An 18,530-nucleotide genomic window follows, 5' to 3' on the forward strand; every position below is an offset into this window, starting at 1 on the left:
AGAAGAAGAACGAAGGGGCGGATGCCGCAGCCCGCAGCATCCGCCCCTTCGTTTTCATCGTCCCGCCGATCAAGCCGTCGCGAGCAGGCGGTCCGCCGTGCGCAGCGACAGCGCCATCTGCGTCAGGCCCGGATTCGCCGACAGCGCGCTCGGGAACGTCGAGTTGTCGCAGATCCACATGTTGGGGATGTCGTGCGACCGGCCGTCCGGGTCGACGACGCCGTCAGCGGGATCGGTGCTCATACGGCACGTGCCCATCGTGTGGGCTGTCCGCGCGAGCGTTCGCGTCTCGCGTGCGCCGGCGGCCTCGAGGATCCGCGTCATGACACCGACGGCGTGATCGTCGATCCCCTTCTCGTTCGGCCCGGGCGAGAAGCTGATCTCCGCGCGCGGGATGCCCCATTCGTCGGTCTCATCCGAGAGGATCAGCCGATTGTCGTCCGACGGAAGACACTCGCCGTTGATCCCGATGCCCGCCGAGAACTGCCAGGCGTCGAGGGCGTCCATGAGGTCCTGTCCCCAGAGCGAACCGCCGCGCACGAGCGAGGTCGCATAGGTCAGGGGCATGACACCCAGGCTCTGGATGAGGTAGCCGCCCGCGAAGTCGGCGCCGTCGGGACGCACGAAGTCCTCCGTGATCGCCGCGGACGGGTAGCCGCGGTAGCCGCGGATGCTCTCGTCGAACCGCCCCCACACCTGTACGGCGCCGTGGGCGAGGAAGTTCCGTCCCACCTGGCCGCTCGAGTTCGCGAGCCCGGTGTTCAGCAGCAGCCGCGGGGTCTCGATACCGCCGCCCGCGAGCACGAGGGCCGCGCAGCGCTGTCGATACTCGGTTCCGTCGTGCAGGTAGACGACGCCGGTGACCCGTCCCGCGGCATCCTGCTCGACACGGTGCACCATCGAGTCGGGACGGATCTCGGCGCCGTGCGCCACGGCGACGGGCAGATACGTGATCGCCGTCGTCGCCTTGTAGCCGAAGCGGTCGCCCTGGTGGATGCCGCCGACGTCGATGCTGGCCTTGCGCTGACCGTAGTGCGGCTGCTCGCGGTCGCTGGTGATGATGGCTGCAGGCGCATCGGTCGCCGTGATGCCCAGGTGCTCGCACCCTCGCAGCACGAGATCGGCCGGGGCGTTGCGGCGAGTCGGACCGTCGAGGTACTCGCGCTGCGGATCCCACGGGTAGGGGGTCGGCCCGCTGACGCCGATGACTCGCTCGACCTCGACGATGTACCGGATGAGCTCGTCGTAGTCGATCGGCCAGTCGCGCCCCTGTCCCGTCTCGCTGCGCAACGAAAGATCGCGGCGGTCGGGTCGGGGCGTGAACGCACCCCAGTGCAGCGTCCCACCGCCGACGCCCCAGCCGCTGTTGTTCGGTCCGAAGGCCGTGGGGGTGGCGCCGCCGCTGAACCGGTCGGACATCCAGTTGATGCGGGTCGCCTCGCGCTCGTCCGGGGTGAACTCGTCCATCTCGAGGTTCGGCCCCGCCTCGAGCGCGACCACGCGCAGTCCGCGTTCCGCGAGCCTGCTGAGCAACGGCCCGCCGCCGGCCCCCGTGCCGACGACGACGACATCCACGACCTCGTCGAGGTCGTACCGGCGCATCCCGGAGAGGTTCATGCGGTGCGTCCTTCCGCGGCGCCGAGGCGGCCGAGTTCTTCCGGTTCCCATTCCTCGCGCTCGCCCGCGGCCAGCACGAGGTAGCCGGCGGGCTCCGGCCCGGTGCCCCCGGTCGCGAAGCCGGTGTAGCCGACACGTGCGAGCGACGCCGGGTGCGACAGCCAGACCCGCGCGAGATCGTTGCGGGCATCCTCGAACCACAGGCTCAGCTGATCGGGCGTGAGAACAGAGCCTGACGGGGCTTCGCCGTCGATCACTCGACGGATGACGGCATCCTGGGCGGCGTGCCCGCGCATCCAGATCGCGGCGAGCGCGTCGAGCCCCGCGCGGTAGGCCTCGACATCGGTCGACATTCCGGTGGGGCGCCAGCCGTCGCTCTCCCCCGCCTCGACCATGCGATCGAGACGAGCAGCGAGATCGATCGCGGGTCCGTCGCCCTGGGGCACGATTCGGCGCGCGACGTCGCGCAGGAGGGCGAGCTGCTCGGGGGTGAGCGCTCGCGGATGGTACGCCGGGTCGTCGACGAGCGCTCGGCGAGAGAGGGTGGCGCGCATGGCGACATCCGTCCGCGACGAGGCGATGATGCGCGCCCACGACTCGGGAACGCGCGGGCCCCAGGCGGCGATGTCGGCCGCCAGGCGTCGGACCGCTGCTGCGAGGTCGTCTGTCGCGAGCGCTGCAGGCACCTCGTGCGCACGGATGCCCTCGGGAATCTCGGCGGCGTCGAGCACCGCTCCGGCGAGACCGAAGACACCGAGCGCTCCGTCGAGGATGCGGTCGATGAGGTCTTCCGCGAGCCCCTGATCGTCAGGGCCGGCCACGAGGATCCACGGCGTGGTGATCTCGGCGTCGGCGATGGCCTCGATCAGACCATCAGCGCCGAGAGCCGCGTCGACCGCGACCTGGCGGAACGGGCCGATGGCGTCCTCTGACGCGTCATCGAGCTGCGGTACGTCTCCGCGGAGCGAGACGACCGCGAATGGGTTGTCGCTCACGGGGTGACCATGCCCCCGTTGACGTTAAGCGTCTCGCCCGAGACGTAGCTCGACTCGGCTGAGGCGAGGAAGACGAAGGCGGGCGCGATCTCGGCCGGCTGCCCGGCTCGCTGGTAGGTGCTCTCGTCGTCGAAGGCCCGCATCTGCTCGTCCGAGACGCCGTCGCTCACCTGCAGCGCCGACCACGTCGGACCGGGGGCGACGACGTTGACCCGGATGCCGCGCGGTGCGAGCTGCTGTGCGAGGCCCTTCGAGAGGTTGTTGATCGCGGCCTTCGTCGCGGCGTAGTCGACGCGGTCGGGGGCGGGCTTGTACGCCTCGAGCGAGGCGGTGTTGATGATCGAGGCACCCGCCGGAAGGTGCGGCAGAGCGGCCTTCGTGATCCAGAAGTTCGCGAAGACGTTGGTATGGAAAGTGGCCGCGAACTGCTCGTCCGACAGGTCCTCGAGTCGATCGACGGCGACCTGCTTGCCCGCGTTGTTCACCAGGATGTCGATGCCGCCGAGGAAGTCGGCGGCCTCTGCGACAAGCGCGCGACATGCCTCGGCGGTCGAGATATCGGCGGCGATGGCGTGCCCGCGCACACCGGCGTCGGCGATGAGGCCGAGGATGCGGTCGGCGTCGCGCTGCTCGGCCGGCAGGTGGACGATCACGACGTCGGCGCCCTCGCGGGCGAAGGCGATCGCCGTCGCGCCGCCGATGCCGGAGTCGCCGCCGGTGATGAGGGCTCTGCGACCGAACAGCCGCCCGGAGCCGCGATAGGTCGCTTCACCGAGGTCGGGAACCGGCTGCATGTCGGCCTGGACGCCGGGCTCGGGCTGGTGCTGGACGGGCGGCTCGACCCGGTCGTATCGGGTCACCGGGTTGTCGAAGGTGTACTGATCGCTGTGCTCCACGGGCTCACGGTAGGTCTCGGCCGAAACTCGGCGCGAACGCTTGCCAAAAGTCAAGGGAGGGGCGTAAAGCGGATCACCGGCCGACGCCCTGCGGACCCGCCTTGCGGCGTCAGGGCTGCGGCAACCCCGTGACGAGCGCGATCGCCGTGCCGACAGCGTCCGCCGCGCCGGCGGCATCCACGCGGGCGAGGGCGAAGGCCGAGACGACCAGCCCGGTGCACGCATCGGCGAGGACGGCGACCTCGGTGCTGTCGAGATCGGGACGGCGCGCGGCGACGCCCCGGCCGAAGGCCGCGCGCAGCGCGGCGCGGTACCCGGCGATCACCTGCGCGACGGCTTCGTCCCGCCCGATGGGGGCCGCCGCCGTGTTCACGAGCAGGCACCCACTCGACGCCGGCAGCGAGCTCGGCTGTCGAAGCGCGCCACGCAGTCCATCGAGGTACTCCTCCAGCGCCGCCGGAGTCACGTCCTCGCCGATCAGCGGCGCCAGCCGCGGTCGGATGATCTCGTCGAGATAGCTCTCGACGGCGGCATCGAAGAGGCCCCGCTTCGAGCCGAACGCGTGGTAGATGCTCGATCGGTTCAGACCCGTGACGCGCTCGAGCTCGGGCAGCGGCGCGCCCTCGTAGCCCTGCTCCCAGAAGACGCTCCGCGCCGCGCGGACGACGTCGTCGCGGTCGTAGCTCTGCGTTCGGCCCATGCGCCGCGCCCCCTTTTGTGTATCGTTCAGTTCAGTATATATTGAACCAAGCGATACAGAAACTGCGGTGTCCACCGCCGGAAGGGAACAGCTCATGATCATCGCCGGTCTTGCGCTCGCGGGCCTCGCAGCGCTCATCCACGTCTTCATCTTCTACCTCGAGTCCATCGCCTGGACGAGCGAACGGGCACGCAAGACGTTCGGCACCGGAACGACAGCGCAGGCCGAGGCCCAGAAGGCGCTCGCCTTCAATCAGGGCTTCTACAACCTGTTCCTCGCGATCACGGTTTTCATCGGCATCACCTTCGTCGTCGCCGGAAACCTCCCGGTCGGCGCGGCCCTCGTCTTCGCCGGAGCAGGTTCCATGGTCGCGGCCAGCCTCGTGCTCATCCTCTCCGACTCCTCCAAGTCCGCCGCCGCCCTCAAGCAGGGCGTGGTCCCCGCCCTCGGCGTGCTCGCGCTCGCGCTCGGCATCGCCCTCTGACCCGCCGTAGCGCGCCACCCCTGTCCGCGACTCCGATCGAGCATCGCGGCATCCGTCACCGACCCCTCACGAAGGAGAAACACATGACCCACGGAACCAGCACGCAGGTCCGTCTCGCACGCCGCCCCCAGGGCTGGCCGACGCCCGAGGACTTCTCGATCGAGCGCGTCGAGCTGAGCGACCCCGCTCCCGGCGAGGTCCGCGTGGCGAACGAGTTCGTCTCCGTCGACCCGTACATGCGCGGACGTATGAACGACGTCCGCAGCTACGTCCCCCCGTACGCCCTCGGCGACGTGATCGCCGGCGGCGCGATCGGCCGCGTCGTGGCGAGCGCGTCGGACGACCTGCCCGTGGGCACCGTCGTGCTGCATCAGCACGGGTGGTCGGATGTCGTGCAGGCCGACGCCTCGACGTTCCGCGCCGTCCCCGAGGTGCCGGGCCTGCCCCTGTCGGTGCGGCTGCACATCCTCGGGATGACGGGCCTGACCGCCTACGTCGGACTCACCGCGATCGCGCACATGAAGCCGGGTGACACCGTGTTCGTCTCGGGAGCGGCCGGAGCCGTCGGCACCGCCGTCGGCCAGATCGCGAAGCTCCTCGGCGCGGGCCGCGTCATCGGCTCGGCGGGCTCCGCCGAGAAGGTCGCGCTGCTCACTGAGAAGTACGGCTACGACGCAGCCTTCAACTACAAGGACGCCCCCGTCCGCGAGCAGCTCGCCGCGCATGCTCCCGACGGCGTCGACGTGTTCTTCGACAACGTGGGCGGCGACCACCTCGAGGCCGCGCTCGACGTCATGAACACCGGCGGACGCCTGGCGCTCTGCGGCGCGATCACGGGCTACAACACCACCGAGAAGACCCCTGGGCCCGACAACATGGCCAACATGATCACCCGCGGTCTCACCGCGACCGGCTTCACGCTGGCCGCCTACCTCCACCTGGCGCCGGAGTTCACCGAGAAGATGACCGCCTGGTTCGCCGAGGGCAAGATCGCCTACGACGAGACCATCGTCGACGGCATCGAGAACACCGTCGACGCCTTCCTGGCGATGATGCGCGGCGCCAACACCGGCAAGATGCTCGTGCGGACCTCCGCGCGGTAAGCCCTCGAGCCGACCGAAAAGGCGGTGACGCTTCGCGCGTCACCGCCTTTCGCGTCGGCTCGACGACGGACGAAGCCGTCACCCCCGCAGGTGCAAGCTGCCGTCTCGCCACTCGGCGGAGCGGAGGTCGTCGATCCGGGCGTCGACGACGGCGGTACCGAGATGGTCCCCCACGCCGACGACCCATCCCGCTCCGGCGGCGCGAGCCGAACGCACGCCGGCCTCGGCATCCTCGAACACGACGCATCTCGCAATGTCGACGCCGAGCAGCGCGGCGCCGGCGAGGTAGGGCCCCGGGTCGGGCTTACCGCGACCGACGTCCTCCGCCGCAACGAGCGCGGACGGGACGGGATGCCCTGCGGCCGCGAGTCGCCGGCGCGCCAGCTCGCGCGTGGCCGAGGTCACCACGGCCCACATCCCCGACGGGATGCGCGAGGTCAGGGCGACCGAGCCGGGGATCGGCTCCGTCAGCGCGGCGGATACGACCTCCGCCTCATCGAGAGCGGCGACGGCTTCGTCGCGCAGCCCTGCCGCCACGAGCGTCGCGACGGTGTCGGCGGCGCGCACCCCGTGCTCGATCTGCGTGCGGAAGTCGAACCCCGGGGCGTACCGCGTCGCCCAGGCGTCCCAGGCGGTGGCGGCGGCCTCGAGCGAGTCGACGAGCACGCCGTCGCAGTCGAACAGCACGGCACTCGGGGTGATGGCGGTCACAGGAGGCTCCAGGGAGGAGGATGCCGCCGGGGCGGACCCCGGCGGCATCGGTTCGGTTCAGCGGGACGTGGCTGCGGGGGCCGGAGTCGCGTCGGCCTCGGCTTCCGCCACCTTGCGCCGGTCGCGACCGCGCAGGGCGAAGGTCGTGCCGTAGAGCGCGACGAGGGCGACGGCGAGCGCGACGATGACGGCGATCTGGCCGCCGGCACCGGAGACGCCGCCGAGGATCAGGCCGAAGACGCCGTAGTCCGAGTCGGAGAAGGTCGAGTTCGAGAACCCGATGTCGCCGAGGACCGGCAGCAGGAACAGCGGCAGGAAGGTGATCGCCACACCGTTGGCGAAGGCTCCGAGGACGGCGCCCCGGCGACCGCCGACGGCGTTGCCGATCACGCCCGAGGCGGCACCCGTCATGAAGTGCGCCACGACGCCGGGGATGATGATCGCTGTGCCGAGCGCTGCCATCCCGAGCATGCCGACGATGCCGCCGACGAAGCTCGCGAGGAACCCGATGAGCACCGCGTTCGGGGCGAAGGGGAAGACGATCGGCACGTCGAGCGCGGGCTTGGCGTTCTTCACGAGCTTCTCGGAGATGCCCTTGAAGGCTGGCACGATCTCGGCGAGCACGACGCGCACGCCGGCGAGGATGATGAAGACGCCGGCCGAGAACGTCGCGGCCTGCAGAGCAAGGAAGACGATGAAGTTCTGTCCGTTCGACAGCTCCCCCTCGATGTATGCGGCTCCCGCGAACAGCCCGACGACGATGTAGATCACGGCCATCGAGAGCGCGACGATCACGGTCGTGTCGCGGAGGAAGCCGAGCCCGCTGGGGAATGAGATCTCCTCGGTCGACCTCGAACCGCCCTTGCCCCGAGTGATGAGGGCGACGAGACCGCTGAGGGCGACGCCGGCGCCGCCGGTGTGCCCGAGGGCGACGTCGTCGCCGCCGGTCACGCGGCGCATGAAGGGCTGGACGAGAGCGGGCGAGACCACCATGTAGATGCCCTGCGCGATCGAGCCCCAGAGCACGACGGCCCACGGCTCGAAGCCGGCGACACCGAGGATGACGGCGAACATGGCCGCGATGTAGAACGCGACGTGACCCGACAGGTAGATGTACTTGAAGCGCGTGGTCGCCGCCAGCACGATGTTGACGATCATGCCGAAGAAGAAGATGAGCGCGGCGGCGGAGCCGTAGTCGAGGAGCACCTGCGCGACGATCGCCTCGTTGTTGGGGACGACGCCCTGCACGTTGAACGCGTGCTGGAACATCGCGCCGAACGGATCGAGCGAGCCGACCACGACGCCGGCACCGGCGGCCAGCACGAGGAAGCCGACCAGGGTGCGGATCGTGCCCTTGAGGACGTCGCTGAACGACTTCCCCTGCACGGCGAGACCGATCAGGGCGATGAGCGCGACGATGACCGCCGGCTGGGTGAAGATGTCGAGCAGGACATCGATGACAGCATCCATCGCGGATGCTCCTTTCGTCGGTGAAAGCGTCGGGTGGAGGGACGGTCGGGTCAGGAGTGCCGCTTGACGGCCTCGTCGACCTTCGTCCGGAGCTCCGCGAGGTCGATGATGCTGTCGAGAGCGACGACGTCGTCGCCGAGGCCGCTCGCCGCTTCCGCGATGTCGCGGCCGACGAAGATGGTGTCGGCGTCGCCCCGAGCGACCGAGCCGAGATCGGCGTGATCGACGGTGATGCCGGAGACCCCCAGCTCCTTCAGCACCTTCTCGATGTTCATGTGCACCATGAAGCTGCTGCCGAGGCCGGAGCTGCAGACGGCGAGGAACTTGGTCATTGGGTGACTCCTGTCATGAGGGCCGCGCGGACGTCGGCGGTGGTTCGGGCGGAAAGCAGAACCGCACGGGCGCGGTCGTCGCTGAGCAGTCGGGCGAGCTCCGACATCGTCGAGAGATGCGACTCGGTGTCGGTCGCCGCCAGGCAGAAGAAGAGGGTGATGGGGTGGGCTTCTTCATCGTTGAGCAGAACGGCGGGGTCGACCCAGAGCGCGGAGAGTCCCGTGCGCACGACACCCTTCTCGGGGCGGGCGTGGGCCAGCGCGATGCCGAACCCGAGATCGATGTAAGTGCCGCCGGCGGCGATCGACTCGATCATCGCGTCGATGTACGACCGCGTGATGGAGCCGTCATCGAGAAGCGGTCGGCTGACCGTCTCGATGGCCGCGCGCCATCCGTCGAGTTCGGTCGTGAACTGGATGCGGTCGTCGCTGAGCTGTTCGATGAGCATGGGGATCCTTCCGGTCAGACGCCGGGCCGAGGGCCGTGGAGCGTGAGGGAGATCTCGCTGTTCTCCGGAGCGTGGCGCGCCGTGCCGAAGGCGACCGGCGTGCCGTCGGCGTCGAACACGAGGGAATCGATGGTGAGCAACCGCAGGCCGGCGCTCACGCCGAGGTTCAACGCCACGTCCGGCGCTGCCTCGTCGACGCGCACCGTCATGTCGTTGCGGACGAGGCTGACTCCGTACTGCTCCTGCAGGAAGGCGTACAGCGACTGGTCCGAGAAGTCACCGGTGTACACCCCGGGGTACCGGGCGTGCGGAACCCACGTGAACACGTGCTGGTGGAGCTGGCCGTTCACGTAGCGCAGACGGACGAGCTCGACCACGCCCTCCCCCTCCTCGAGTTCGAGGAGGCGTGCCACCTGCGCACCGGCGGGCACGAGCTCCTGACGGAGCACGCGGGTCGTGACGACGTTGCCCGCGCTCGTCTGCTGACGGTGGAACCCGGTGACGACGTCGGCGAAGTGCTCCGGGTAGTGATCGCCCGCAACCGGCTCGGTGACGAATGTGCCGCGGCCGTGCTCGCGAGCGAGCCATCCGTCCTGCACGAGCCCGTCGACGGCCTTGCGCAGGGTGATGCGGCTCACCGAGAACTCCTCGCACAGCTCGGGCTCGGACGGCAGGCGGTCGCCGACGGCCATCTCGCGGATGCGTCGCAGGAGTTCGTCGTGGACGGTCCGGTACTTCGCGGTTCCGGCTGCTGTCACCATCGGTCGCCTCCTTGCTGACTCGCGTCATCATGACGTCATGACTAGTCCGAGGTCGATCATGCCCCAAACCGACCTTTCGTGCAAGATTGTGCGCCAGAGTCATTATGACATCATGATGACTATGGAAAACTTGATCTCGGCTTCCGCCGCACCGGCCACCATCCCGGATACCCCCGAAGCCACCGAGCACGACGTCGTCGTCGCCGCCCGCTTGCTCGCTGCGGATGCCGTGGAGGCCGCTCGCTCCGGACACCCGGGCACCGCGATCGCCCTCGCGCCGATCGCGACCGCGCTCTTCCAACGGCACATCGAGCACGACCCCGCCGACCCGGAGTGGCAGGGTCGTGACCGCTTCGTGCTGTCGTGCGGGCACGCGAGCATCCTGCTGTACACGCAGCTCTTCCTCACCGGGTACGACGTCACGATCGACGACCTCCGCGCCTTCCGCACGCTCGGCTCGCGCACTCCCGGCCACCCCGAACTCGGACACACCGCCGGGGTCGAGACGACCACCGGGCCGCTCGGACAGGGCCTCGCCACCGCCGTCGGCATGGCCATGGGCATGCTGCACGAGCGGGCGACCTTCGACCCCGACGCCCCGCGGGGCGCATCGCCCTTCGACCGGCACGTGTGGGTCCTCGCCTCCGATGGCGACCTGCAGGAGGGCATCTCGTACGAAGCCGGGGCCCTCGCGGGCCGTCATGGACTCGACAACATCACCGTCGTGTACGACGACAACGACATCCAGATCGAGGGCGACACGCGTCTGACGTCGTCGGAGGACGTGGGCGCCCGCTTCCGCGCCCAGGGGTGGCACGTCGAACGGATCGAGCTGGCCGCAAGCGGCGACGTCGACGTCGACGAGCTCGACCGCGTCCTGGGCGCACCGAACCCCATCGGCAAGCCGCGCCTGGTCATCCTGAAGTCGCAGATCGCGTACCCCTCGCCCGGAGCCCTCAACACCGCGGCATCCCACGGCGCCCCGCTGGGGGCCGCCGAGATCGGACTGCTGCGCGAGGCGCTCGGCACGCAGGCTGCGCCCTTCGACCTGAGCGAGGCGGTCCTGCGCCGTTCGCGCGTCGCGCGAGCGCGCGGTGCGCGTCTGCACGCGGAATGGGACGAGGCGTTCTCACGGTGGCAGGCATCGGATGCCGGTCGAGCCGACGCGCACGCCGCGTTCCGGGCACGCCGTCTACCCGACGACCTCGGCGCGCGGCTCCCCCGCTTCGACCCCGGCACGGAGATGTCGACGCGCGACGCCTCGGGCGCCGCCATCCAGGCACTCGCGCAGGCGCTGCCCGCGATGTGGGGCGGATCGGCCGATCTCGCCGAGCCCAACCGCACCGAGATCCACGCGGGCGGATCGTTCCTGCCCGAGGAGACGGGCCTGGGAACGCGAGCGGGCCGGAACATCCACTGGGGCGTCCGCGAGCACGCGATGGGTGCCGCGATGAACGGCATCTCCCTCGCCGGCGGTTGGCGCGTCTTCGCCGGCACGTTCCTGGTGTTCAGCGACTATCAGCGCCCCGCGATCCGCCTGTCGGCGCTCATGGGACTTCCGGTGACCTACCTGTGGTCGCACGATTCGGTCGCGCTGGGTCAGGACGGTCCCACCCATCAGCCGATCGAGCACCTGGCGAGCCTGCGCGCGATGCCCGGTTTCACCGTCGTCCGCCCAGCCGACGCGAACGAGACCGTGGCGGCATGGCACGCGATCGTCGAGGCGGACTCTCCCGCCGGGCTCGTGCTGGGCCGGCAGGGCGTGCCGGTGCTCGACATCCCCATCGATGACGTACGCGCCGGGGTCCGCCGCGGCGGCTACGTCGTGCGCGACGTCGCCGCTCCGGACGCCGTCATCATCGCGACCGGGAGCGAGGTCGGCCTCGCACTGTCGGCCGCCGAGGCGGCCGCCGTATCCGGCCTCCAGGTCCGGGTCGTGTCGATGCCGAGCCGTGAGTGGTTCCTGGCACAGGACGCCGCGTACCGCGACGCAGTCCTGCCGCCGTCGCTCCACGCGCGAGTCGCGGTCGAGGCGGCGTCGCCGTTCGGCTGGCACGAGATCGTGGGCTCATCGGGCGCCGTGGTCGGCATCGACGAGTTCGGGCTCTCCGCTCCGGCGGCAGATGCTCTGCGCGAGCGCGGCATGACGCAGGAGCGGGTTCTCGACGCCCTCCGCTCCGTCACCGCCCGGAGCTGATCGACCTCATCCCTCGACCCGACCGAGAAGGCGGTGACGCTTCGTGCGTCACCGCCTTTCGCGTCGGCTCGCCGACCGTCAGCGCCCCGGCGTCGCGACAGGGGCCGGCCGGCGGACGAAGAACGTCAGCACCACCGCCGCCGAGGCGATGCATGCGCCGGTGACGAAGGCCGTGTGGACACCCGTGGCGGTGGCCGCGATCGCATCGACGCCGTCGGCCGCGGCCGAGGCAGCGCCGACCGACATCAGCGTCACGAACAGAGCGGTTCCGGCGGCGCCGGCTACCTGCTGCAGCGTGCTCACCGTCGCGCTGCCGTGCGAGTACAGACGCGCCGGCAGCGATCCCAGCGCCGAGGTGAGCAGCGGCGTGAAGACGCAGCCCAGGCCGAGGTTGAGCCCCATGTGCACGGCGATGATCCAGGCGATCGGGGTCCCCACGCCGAATGTCGTCATGCCCCACAGCGCCGAGGCCGCGACGATCATGCCCGGGATCACGAGCGGAGTCGGACCGAACCGGTCGAACAGCGCGCCGACGACGGGAGCGATCAGGCCCATGAGCACGCCGCCGGGAAGCAGCATCAGGCCGACCGTCAGGGTGTCGAGTCCGAGGACCTGCTGCAGGTAGATGGGCAGCAGGATCAGCGAGCCGAACAGTGCCGACATCACGACCACGACCAGCACGACGGCGAGGCTGAACGACCGCGACTGGAACGTCCGCAGGTCGAGCAGGGCTGCATCGGTGCGCTGCAGCTTCAGCTGACGCGCGACGAACGCGGCCAGCGAGAGAGCGCCGATGACGAGCGGGATCCAGACGGGCACCGGCGCGTGGCCGGTCGCGGACTCCCCGATCGAGCTCAGCCCGAAGATCAGGCCGCCGAACCCGAGCGCCGACAGCACGACGGATCCGGCGTCGAAGCGCGCCTCGCGCGTCTCGGTGACGTTCTGCACCCAGATCGCACCGAGGCCGAGGGCGAGCAGCGCGATCGGCAGCACGAGCCAGAACATCCAGCGCCAGTCGAGCACGGACAGGATCAGGCCCGAGACGGTCGGACCGATCGCCGGGGCGACGGCGATCACGATGCTGATGACGCCCATCATGCGTCCGCGGCGGGCGGGCTCGACCACGTTCAGCACGGTCGTCATCAGCAGCGGCATCATGATGGCCGTACCGGAAGCCTGCACGACGCGGCCCGCCAGGAGCATGCCGAATCCGGGCGCGAGCGCGGCGATCAAGGTGCCCGCGGCGAACAGCGACATCGCCGTGAAGAAGACACCCCGGATCGGGAATCGTGCCAGCACATAGCCCGTCAGCGGGATGACGACGGCCATCGTCAAGAGGAAGCCGGTGGTGAGCCACTGCGCGGTCGCCGCGGTGATCTCGAGGTCGACCATGAGCCGCGGGAGAGCGACGCCCATGATCGTCTCGTTGAGGATGACCACGAACGCCGATGCGACGAGGAGGGCGATGACGGGTCCGGTACGCGGGGATGTCGTACGGGACGGGGCCGATGTCGGGATGGCGGAGGTTTCGGGATGCTGCTGCTCGAGTGTCACTCACTGATCTTATGGCAGTCTCTGCCACATTGGCGCTGTGCGACACTTGTCTCATGGAGCGCGAACGCGATCAGGGCACCGCGGACGCCGACGAGCATCCCGCAGGCCTGCGGGAGCGGCGGCGTCAAGAGACTCAGCGCGAGCTGTCCGACGCCGCCCTCGATCTCTTCGAGCAGCACGGTGTGCACGGCACGACGGTGGACGACATCGCTCGCCGCGCCGGCACGTCGCAGCGCACGTTCTTCCGCTACTTCGCGACGAAGGAGGCGGCGGTGTTCGCAAGCGCCGACGACTCGGCGCGTGTCGTCGGCGACGCGATCGAAGCCGTACGTGCGGGAGCGTCCGTCGTCGAGGGCATCGAGCGCAGTTGGCTGAAGCTCCTCGACCGCTTCGACGCGCATCCCGACGAGCACATCCGCGCTCTGCGCATCCGCCGCCTCGTCGGCTCGGAGCCGTCGCTGCTGGCCGTAGCGCTGCGCAATGAGGCCGAAGAGGTCGAGCAGCTCACCGATGCCGCCGTCGATGCGGCGGGGGCCGACGCCGATGTGCTCGCCGCTCGCGCGGCCGTCTCGACCATGGCGCTCGTCCTCCGGCTCACCATCGACGAGTGGGTCCGCCGCGCCGAGCTGAACGAGCGCGCCAGCGTCCGCCAGATCTACCTCGAGATGCGCCGCGGCGTCGCGACGGTCGCCCGTGACCTCGAGGCAGATCCCCCGCATCACGGCTGACCGGCCGCCACTGCTAGCCTGGATCCGTGGGTTACATAATCGCAGCGCCCGTGATGGCGCGCACCTTCACGTTCCGCGACCGCCGCGCCTGACGGCGCGTACGGCATCGCTGGTCTGACCGCGCCGTCCTTCGAGATGTCATCGCACCTCGGACGGGCGCTTTCGCTTGCCTCCCCGCATCCGGGGTGCTCCCCTCGAACATCGGAGCACACCCATGCCTCGTTCCCGCCATGGCGGACGTCACGAACTCGGCCAGAACTTCCTGACCCATCGCCCTACCCTCGACACCATCTCCTCACTCGTCACTGCCACCGACGGCCCGATCCTGGAGCTCGGCGCCGGTGACGGCGCACTCACGCGCGTTCTCGCTTCATCCGGCCGCGCACTGACAGCCATCGAAATCGACGAGCATCGCGCGCGCCGACTGTCGCGCGCCCTTCCAGAGGTCACCGTCATCACCGACGATGCATTACGACGACGCCTGGATGCTCCAGTCGTCGTCGGCAACATCCCGTTCCACCTGACGACACCGATCCTGCGCCACCTCCTCGCCGAGCCCGGCTGGCAGCATGCGGTGCTCGTGACCCAATGGGAGGTTGCACGGAAAAGAGCGGGGGTGGGCGGCCGAACCATGATGACGGCGCAGACCGCTCCCTGGTTCGACTTCGCCCTCCACGGGCGCGTGCCGAACTGGGGCTTCGAACCCCGCCCGTCGGTGGATGGTGGCATCCTCGCCGTCACGAGACGAGCATCGCCGCTGCTTCCCGAAGCCGAACGACGCAGTTACGAGTCGTTCGTACGCACGATGTTCACGGGGCGGGGGCACGGCCTTGCGGGCATCCTCCGGCTGTCGGTCGGCGCGAGCGCCGCGACCGCTCGCGGAGCCTGCCGTCGTGCCGAGGTCGCCCCCGACGCCCTGCCGCGCGATCTGACGCCACGGCAGTGGGCCGAGCTGTGGCGGGCACTGCGAGAGTGCTGGCGAACCCGTCAGGAGCGCACGCGCTGAGGCGACACCGCGCCGCGGGTGCGTCGCCGTGGCGAGCGCGCACCGCGGCGCGGGGCCACCGGCCGAGCTGCTTCGGCGACGGCTGCAGCAGCCGCGTCGGGCGAGGCGTGGGTGCCGAGGTCGGCGCCGTGGCCGCTCTCGGCGTCGAAGGTCGCCGGCATCGAACCGGTGGTCACGAATCCGGCGTACTGGCCGTCGAGAGTCGCGACGAAGAAGTCGGCATCCGCCTGTCGCCAGACGAGCGAAGGCGCGGAAGAAGAAAGAGTTGAAAGCACGATTTCCTGAGAACGAGCGCGCACAGCATGATGCGCGGAGAAAGAAGAGGGCTGGATGAACCAGTGATCGCGTCGGACGATCTGCTCGACGGTGAGCCAGGCGAACGACACACGAGCCCCGAAGGGACGTTTCAACGCTAGCACGCCCCCGCGGGTCGAGGGCCGGACGGGGTCATCCGCACCAGTGGCCGATCAGGTCGCGGAGCCGGATGACCGCGGCGGCGACGAAGCGGGGGTGTGCGCGGTACCAGTCCGCGTGAGCCTCCGCGACGAGTGCCGGATCGACCTCGACACCGTCGACGATCCACGAATGCCGCGGCGTCTCGGGCAGGTCCCAGGCGTCGACCACCCAGTCCTCGAGCGGGGCTCGCACGGCGTTCAGCAGAGGTCGGCCTGGGTCGGTCGGGCCACCGGGCAGGCCGAGCGCCGACAGCACGCGCTCGGCCAGGGACATCCAGACGCCGTTGCCCGGATGGTTGATCGTGCGCATGAGCTCAGCGGATGTGGGCCGCAGCAGATCTGACGCAGCGACGTCGATCGCCTCCTCCCGGCGACGCAGCTCGGCGAGAGAGTCGCTCTCAATCCGCCGCACCGCCCGACGGTCCAGCCGCGGAACCGTCGGAAGCCCGGCCGCCGCGGCGAGAGTGCGGATGTCGTGGTAGGCCACGATCGGCGGCACCTCTTCGATCCCGTCCACGTGCAGCACCGCCTGGAACGGGTGCAGGCCCGCGTAGCGGACGACCGGGAAGGTCACGAGGCGGGCGGACGGCGCGAGGGATGCCGCCAGCTGGCGGGTACCGAGGCGTAGACCGTGGTAGTCGTCACGAACAGGCTGAGCGACGAGGAAGGAAGCCCGGGGAAGCAACTCGTGCAGGCGCTCGACGTCGGCGGCATCCATCTCGTGGACGGGAGGCACCCGAACCGTCGGACGGTCGGGGGCGTCGAGGACGATACGCATCGATTCGGCCTGGCAGTTGCCGACGACGAGCCCGAAGCCCTCGGGCGGTTCAGCGTCCCGGAAGGGGGCGGGGGCGTGAGGCATCCCTCCACTGTGACGATCCGCCTCGACGGGCGCCGGTGTTTGCGGTCAGCCCGCCCGATGCGCTATCGCCGACCGCGCCCGGTGACGACGGACGCCGTCGCGATTGGCGCAGCGCACCGAGCAGTAGCGCTGCCGGCCGTTACGGGTCACGTCGACCACGACGTTTCGGCAGGGATCGCCGGGAACGCGCCCGGCGGCGCACCGCGACAGGCGACCCATCCCCCGCGTCGTCACGTGGAGCGCCGTGCCGACGGCGATGACCGCCCGCAGCACCTGCGGCAGACGCTGATCGTCGTCGCGGTAGTGCAGGTGCCACTCGCCGTCGTGATCGGTCAGCCGGGGATACGCCGTCGCCGCGGCCATGAGCCGGTTCAGCAGCGTCGCGCGCTCCGCCGCAGTCTCGGCGTCCACGACCTCGAGCCAGGAATCGATCACCGCACGGGTCGCCTCGAGATCGGAGGGCCCCGCAGGCGCGTAGACGGCGGTCATGCCGTACTCGTACGTGCGCGCCACGACGCCCTCGCGGTCGCTCGGCCAGTCGTTCGCGAGCGATGCGGCCAGCAGAACCGCGTACTCACCGTAAGGGTTGAGCTGCATAACGGCATTACATCACGATCGAACCATGTCGCCGTCCTCCCCCGCATCTCCCGGGTCCCCCGCCGCTGCGCTGCTCGCCCGCGCGCATGAGCACGGTTGGGCGACCGAGTCGGCGCATCGCACGTCGGACGGGCTCGTCCGTTACGTGCGGTGCGGCGGATGCGGCGTCCGACGTGTGGACGTGCAGGCGAGGGCAACACAGCCGCCGGTCGCGGAAAGCGCCGAAATCGGTCAGCCGATTTCACCCGGATGAGTGAGACGCCACCATTCCGACGGCGGTTCGATGTCGCCGTCGAGCACGACCGGGATCGTGACCGACTCGGGACCGGCCGTCCACGTGATCTCACCGAGCACCTCGCCGTCGGTCCAGTCACGCGGCTCGCGCACGTCGCCGGTGACCGCGATGGGCGTGTCGGACCAGGTGCGCAGCGACGCCCCCTTCGCCAGCACGACCCGGGCCGTGCTGGCCCACGCCGTCGTGTAGACCCCGAGCTCCTGCCCGTGCTGCGCGACAGCAGTGACGTGGAATCCGTCGGTGAGACGTTGCAGGACACCGAGAACACTGGCCGCCACGCCGCGCTGGGATGAGCCGCCGAGCGCCACACCGACGACGCTCAACGGCTCGGGAAGCCCGACATCGAGGGTCGCCGTGTAGAGCAGGTTCGCTCCGCTGTCGTCGAGCGTTCCCGTCTTGAGCCCCGTGATCCCGCTCTGACCGAGGAGGCCGTTGGTGTTCGCCATCGACCCCGGTCCCGGAAGGCTCAGGGACGGCGTGGCGGCGATGCCGGCCACCGTCGGGTCGGCGGCGGCGATGCGGCCGAGCGCGATGAGATCGCTCGGCGTGCTGGTGTTCCCGGGATCCAGACCGGAGGGCTCCACGATGCGCGTGCGCTCCAGGCCGTTCGCGGTCAGCCAGCGGTCGGCGGCGGCGCGGAAGCCCGACACCGAGCCGAAGGCCCAGACGGCGATCGCCTCGGCGTAGTTGCTCGCGGACGGGATGAGCATCGTGGCCAGGGCGTCGCGCAGTGAGAGCGAACTGCCGATCGGCATCGGAGCGATCGTCGCATCGCGGACGAAGTACGCGTCGTAGAGGGCGTGGTCGTCACGGTCGAAGGTCAGCGTCGGCCCCCGGTCGCCGTCGGCGATCGGGTAGGCGTCGAGGACCACCAGTGCCGTGATGACCTTGGTGATGCTGGCGATCGGACGAGGGTCGTCACCGCCCTGGACCATCCAGACACCGGCCGCCTCCGGGCCCAGATACGACTCGGCGCCCGCGACGGACAGCGCCGCGGACCCGTCGGCCGTGAAGCCGATGTCGACGGCGGCCGGTGGCTCGGGTGCTCGCGGGATCGAGACCTCCCCCGCGGCCGGCTTCAGCGGAGCCGTCAGCGCCCATGCGGCGTATCCCCCGGGCGCGCCGACGACGATCGCCGTCGTGATGCCTGCGGCGATCCATCCGTTCCGGCGACGACGGCGGCGCCTGCTCGACACCTCGTCCGCGGTCATCGAGAGCTCGGGAGCGGAGGCCGAGAAGAAGGCCCCGAAGTCGTCGAGGTCGTCGCTCACCGAGTCGCGTCGCGTCATCGCGGTCCCTTCGTCATGGCGCCCATCTT

Annotated in this window: 19 protein-coding genes; 5 read left to right on the forward strand and 14 right to left on the reverse strand. The window is 70.1% G+C overall.

Going from position 1 to position 18,530, the window contains the following annotated elements:
* Positions 1–69: 69 nt before the first annotated feature.
* From CI089_RS01025 to CI089_RS01040, 4 genes are all read right to left on the reverse strand, one after another.
* Entirely contained in the window at positions 70–1,617 is a 1,548-nt protein-coding gene (locus CI089_RS01025) for a GMC family oxidoreductase (RefSeq protein WP_094259868.1), read from the reverse strand.
* Positions 1,614–2,612 (reverse strand): gluconate 2-dehydrogenase subunit 3 family protein, encoded by a 999-nt coding sequence (locus CI089_RS01030; RefSeq protein ID WP_094259869.1) that lies wholly within the window; start codon positions 2,610–2,612, stop codon positions 1,614–1,616. The genes CI089_RS01025 and CI089_RS01030 overlap by 4 nt, the downstream gene beginning before the upstream one ends.
* Positions 2,609–3,508: an SDR family oxidoreductase gene (locus CI089_RS01035; RefSeq protein WP_094259870.1), complete on the reverse strand. Its 900-nt coding sequence runs from the start codon at positions 3,506–3,508 to the stop codon at positions 2,609–2,611. The genes CI089_RS01030 and CI089_RS01035 overlap by 4 nt, the downstream gene beginning before the upstream one ends.
* Positions 3,509–3,617: 109 nt before the next feature.
* Positions 3,618–4,208, reverse strand: a complete 591-nt coding sequence (locus tag CI089_RS01040; protein ID WP_094259871.1) for a TetR/AcrR family transcriptional regulator — start codon at positions 4,206–4,208, stop codon at positions 3,618–3,620.
* A gap of 94 nt (positions 4,209–4,302) precedes the next feature.
* Here CI089_RS01040 and CI089_RS01045 point away from each other — a divergent pair, with 94 nt between their 5' ends.
* Together CI089_RS01045 and CI089_RS01050 are read left to right on the forward strand one after the other, a co-directional pair.
* Positions 4,303–4,692, forward strand: coding sequence for a DUF1304 domain-containing protein (locus CI089_RS01045; RefSeq protein ID WP_094259872.1), 390 nt, complete (start codon positions 4,303–4,305; stop codon positions 4,690–4,692).
* An 83-nt stretch (positions 4,693–4,775) separates the two neighbouring features.
* Positions 4,776–5,795, forward strand: coding sequence for an NADP-dependent oxidoreductase (locus CI089_RS01050; RefSeq protein ID WP_094259873.1), 1,020 nt, complete (start codon positions 4,776–4,778; stop codon positions 5,793–5,795).
* A 78-nt stretch (positions 5,796–5,873) separates the two neighbouring features.
* Here CI089_RS01050 and CI089_RS01055 read toward each other — a convergent pair whose 3' ends face one another.
* From CI089_RS01055 to CI089_RS01075, 5 genes are read right to left on the reverse strand one after another with little or no spacing between them, the layout of a single operon-like run.
* Positions 5,874–6,506, reverse strand: coding sequence for an HAD-IA family hydrolase (locus CI089_RS01055; protein WP_179223189.1), 633 nt, complete (start codon positions 6,504–6,506; stop codon positions 5,874–5,876).
* Positions 6,507–6,563: 57 nt separating this feature from the next.
* Positions 6,564–7,976, reverse strand: a complete 1,413-nt coding sequence (locus CI089_RS01060) for a PTS ascorbate transporter subunit IIC (RefSeq protein ID WP_094259875.1) — start codon at positions 7,974–7,976, stop codon at positions 6,564–6,566.
* Between the two features lie 50 nt (positions 7,977–8,026).
* The gene (locus CI089_RS01065) at positions 8,027–8,308 is read right to left on the reverse strand and encodes a PTS sugar transporter subunit IIB (RefSeq protein WP_023954969.1); all 282 of its coding nucleotides are present in this window, start codon (positions 8,306–8,308) and stop codon (positions 8,027–8,029) included.
* Positions 8,305–8,757 (reverse strand): PTS sugar transporter subunit IIA, encoded by a 453-nt coding sequence (locus CI089_RS01070; protein ID WP_094259876.1) that lies wholly within the window; start codon positions 8,755–8,757, stop codon positions 8,305–8,307. Before CI089_RS01070 ends, CI089_RS01065 begins: the two co-directional genes overlap by 4 nt.
* A 14-nt stretch (positions 8,758–8,771) precedes the next feature.
* A complete protein-coding gene (locus tag CI089_RS01075) occupies positions 8,772–9,518 on the reverse strand; it encodes a GntR family transcriptional regulator (RefSeq protein ID WP_094259877.1) in 747 nt (248 codons plus the stop codon).
* Positions 9,519–9,639: 121 nt separating this feature from the next.
* Between CI089_RS01075 and CI089_RS01080 the strand changes: the two genes are divergently transcribed.
* Complete coding sequence (locus CI089_RS01080) at positions 9,640–11,715, forward strand: transketolase family protein (protein WP_094259878.1); 2,076 nt, start codon at positions 9,640–9,642, stop codon at positions 11,713–11,715.
* Positions 11,716–11,793: 78 nt separating this feature from the next.
* Here the strand turns inward: CI089_RS01080 and CI089_RS01085 are convergent, their stop codons facing one another.
* The gene (locus CI089_RS01085; protein ID WP_094259879.1) at positions 11,794–13,269 is read right to left on the reverse strand and encodes a DHA2 family efflux MFS transporter permease subunit; all 1,476 of its coding nucleotides are present in this window, start codon (positions 13,267–13,269) and stop codon (positions 11,794–11,796) included.
* 53 nt (positions 13,270–13,322) lie between these two features.
* Here CI089_RS01085 and CI089_RS01090 point away from each other — a divergent pair, with 53 nt between their 5' ends.
* A complete protein-coding gene (locus CI089_RS01090) occupies positions 13,323–13,997 on the forward strand; it encodes a TetR family transcriptional regulator (RefSeq protein WP_094259880.1) in 675 nt (224 codons plus the stop codon).
* Between the two features lie 214 nt (positions 13,998–14,211).
* Positions 14,212–15,003, forward strand: coding sequence for a 23S ribosomal RNA methyltransferase Erm (erm, locus tag CI089_RS01095; protein WP_094259881.1), 792 nt, complete (start codon positions 14,212–14,214; stop codon positions 15,001–15,003).
* On the opposite strand, the gene CI089_RS01100 is transcribed toward erm, so the two are convergent.
* The 4 genes from CI089_RS01100 to CI089_RS01120 all read right to left on the reverse strand — a co-directional run bounded on the left by CI089_RS01100 (position 14,985) and on the right by CI089_RS01120 (position 18,501).
* The gene (locus CI089_RS01100) at positions 14,985–15,278 is read right to left on the reverse strand and encodes a hypothetical protein (protein ID WP_143738831.1); all 294 of its coding nucleotides are present in this window, start codon (positions 15,276–15,278) and stop codon (positions 14,985–14,987) included. The genes erm and CI089_RS01100 overlap by 19 nt on opposite strands.
* Positions 15,279–15,450: 172 nt before the next feature.
* The gene (locus CI089_RS01105; protein WP_094259883.1) at positions 15,451–16,320 is read right to left on the reverse strand and encodes a WcbI family polysaccharide biosynthesis putative acetyltransferase; all 870 of its coding nucleotides are present in this window, start codon (positions 16,318–16,320) and stop codon (positions 15,451–15,453) included.
* Positions 16,321–16,365: 45 nt separating this feature from the next.
* A complete protein-coding gene (locus CI089_RS01110; RefSeq protein ID WP_094259884.1) occupies positions 16,366–16,917 on the reverse strand; it encodes a CGNR zinc finger domain-containing protein in 552 nt (183 codons plus the stop codon).
* 231 nt (positions 16,918–17,148) lie between these two features.
* Entirely contained in the window at positions 17,149–18,501 is a 1,353-nt protein-coding gene (locus CI089_RS01120) for a D-alanyl-D-alanine carboxypeptidase family protein (protein ID WP_094259886.1), read from the reverse strand.
* Between the last annotated feature and the right edge of the window lie 29 nt (positions 18,502–18,530).

The organism is Microbacterium sp. Yaish 1, from assembly GCF_002245215.1.
In the GTDB taxonomy this organism is placed as follows: Bacteria; Actinomycetota; Actinomycetes; order Actinomycetales; family Microbacteriaceae; genus Microbacterium.

Bases quoted from the DNA above. Each gene is read 5' to 3' on its own strand.
- CI089_RS01070 (WP_094259876.1), bottom strand. From the start codon at position 8,757: ATGCTCATCGAACAGCTCAGCGACGACCGCATCCAGTTCACGACCGAA.
- CI089_RS01110 (WP_094259884.1), bottom strand. From the start codon at position 16,917: ATGCAGCTCAACCCTTACGGTGAGTACGCGGTTCTGCTGGCCGCATCG.
- CI089_RS01080 (WP_094259878.1), top strand. From the start codon at position 9,640: ATGGAAAACTTGATCTCGGCTTCCGCCGCACCGGCCACCATCCCGGAT.
- CI089_RS01045 (WP_094259872.1), top strand. From the start codon at position 4,303: ATGATCATCGCCGGTCTTGCGCTCGCGGGCCTCGCAGCGCTCATCCAC.
- CI089_RS01105 (WP_094259883.1), bottom strand. From the start codon at position 16,320: ATGCCTCACGCCCCCGCCCCCTTCCGGGACGCTGAACCGCCCGAGGGC.
- CI089_RS01060 (WP_094259875.1), bottom strand. From the start codon at position 7,976: ATGGATGCTGTCATCGATGTCCTGCTCGACATCTTCACCCAGCCGGCG.
- CI089_RS01075 (WP_094259877.1), bottom strand. From the start codon at position 9,518: ATGGTGACAGCAGCCGGAACCGCGAAGTACCGGACCGTCCACGACGAA.
- CI089_RS01065 (WP_023954969.1), bottom strand. From the start codon at position 8,308: ATGACCAAGTTCCTCGCCGTCTGCAGCTCCGGCCTCGGCAGCAGCTTC.
- CI089_RS01120 (WP_094259886.1), bottom strand. From the start codon at position 18,501: ATGACGCGACGCGACTCGGTGAGCGACGACCTCGACGACTTCGGGGCC.
- CI089_RS01025 (WP_094259868.1), bottom strand. From the start codon at position 1,617: ATGAACCTCTCCGGGATGCGCCGGTACGACCTCGACGAGGTCGTGGAT.
- CI089_RS01090 (WP_094259880.1), top strand. From the start codon at position 13,323: ATGGAGCGCGAACGCGATCAGGGCACCGCGGACGCCGACGAGCATCCC.
- CI089_RS01040 (WP_094259871.1), bottom strand. From the start codon at position 4,208: ATGGGCCGAACGCAGAGCTACGACCGCGACGACGTCGTCCGCGCGGCG.
- CI089_RS01050 (WP_094259873.1), top strand. From the start codon at position 4,776: ATGACCCACGGAACCAGCACGCAGGTCCGTCTCGCACGCCGCCCCCAG.
- erm (WP_094259881.1), top strand. From the start codon at position 14,212: ATGCCTCGTTCCCGCCATGGCGGACGTCACGAACTCGGCCAGAACTTC.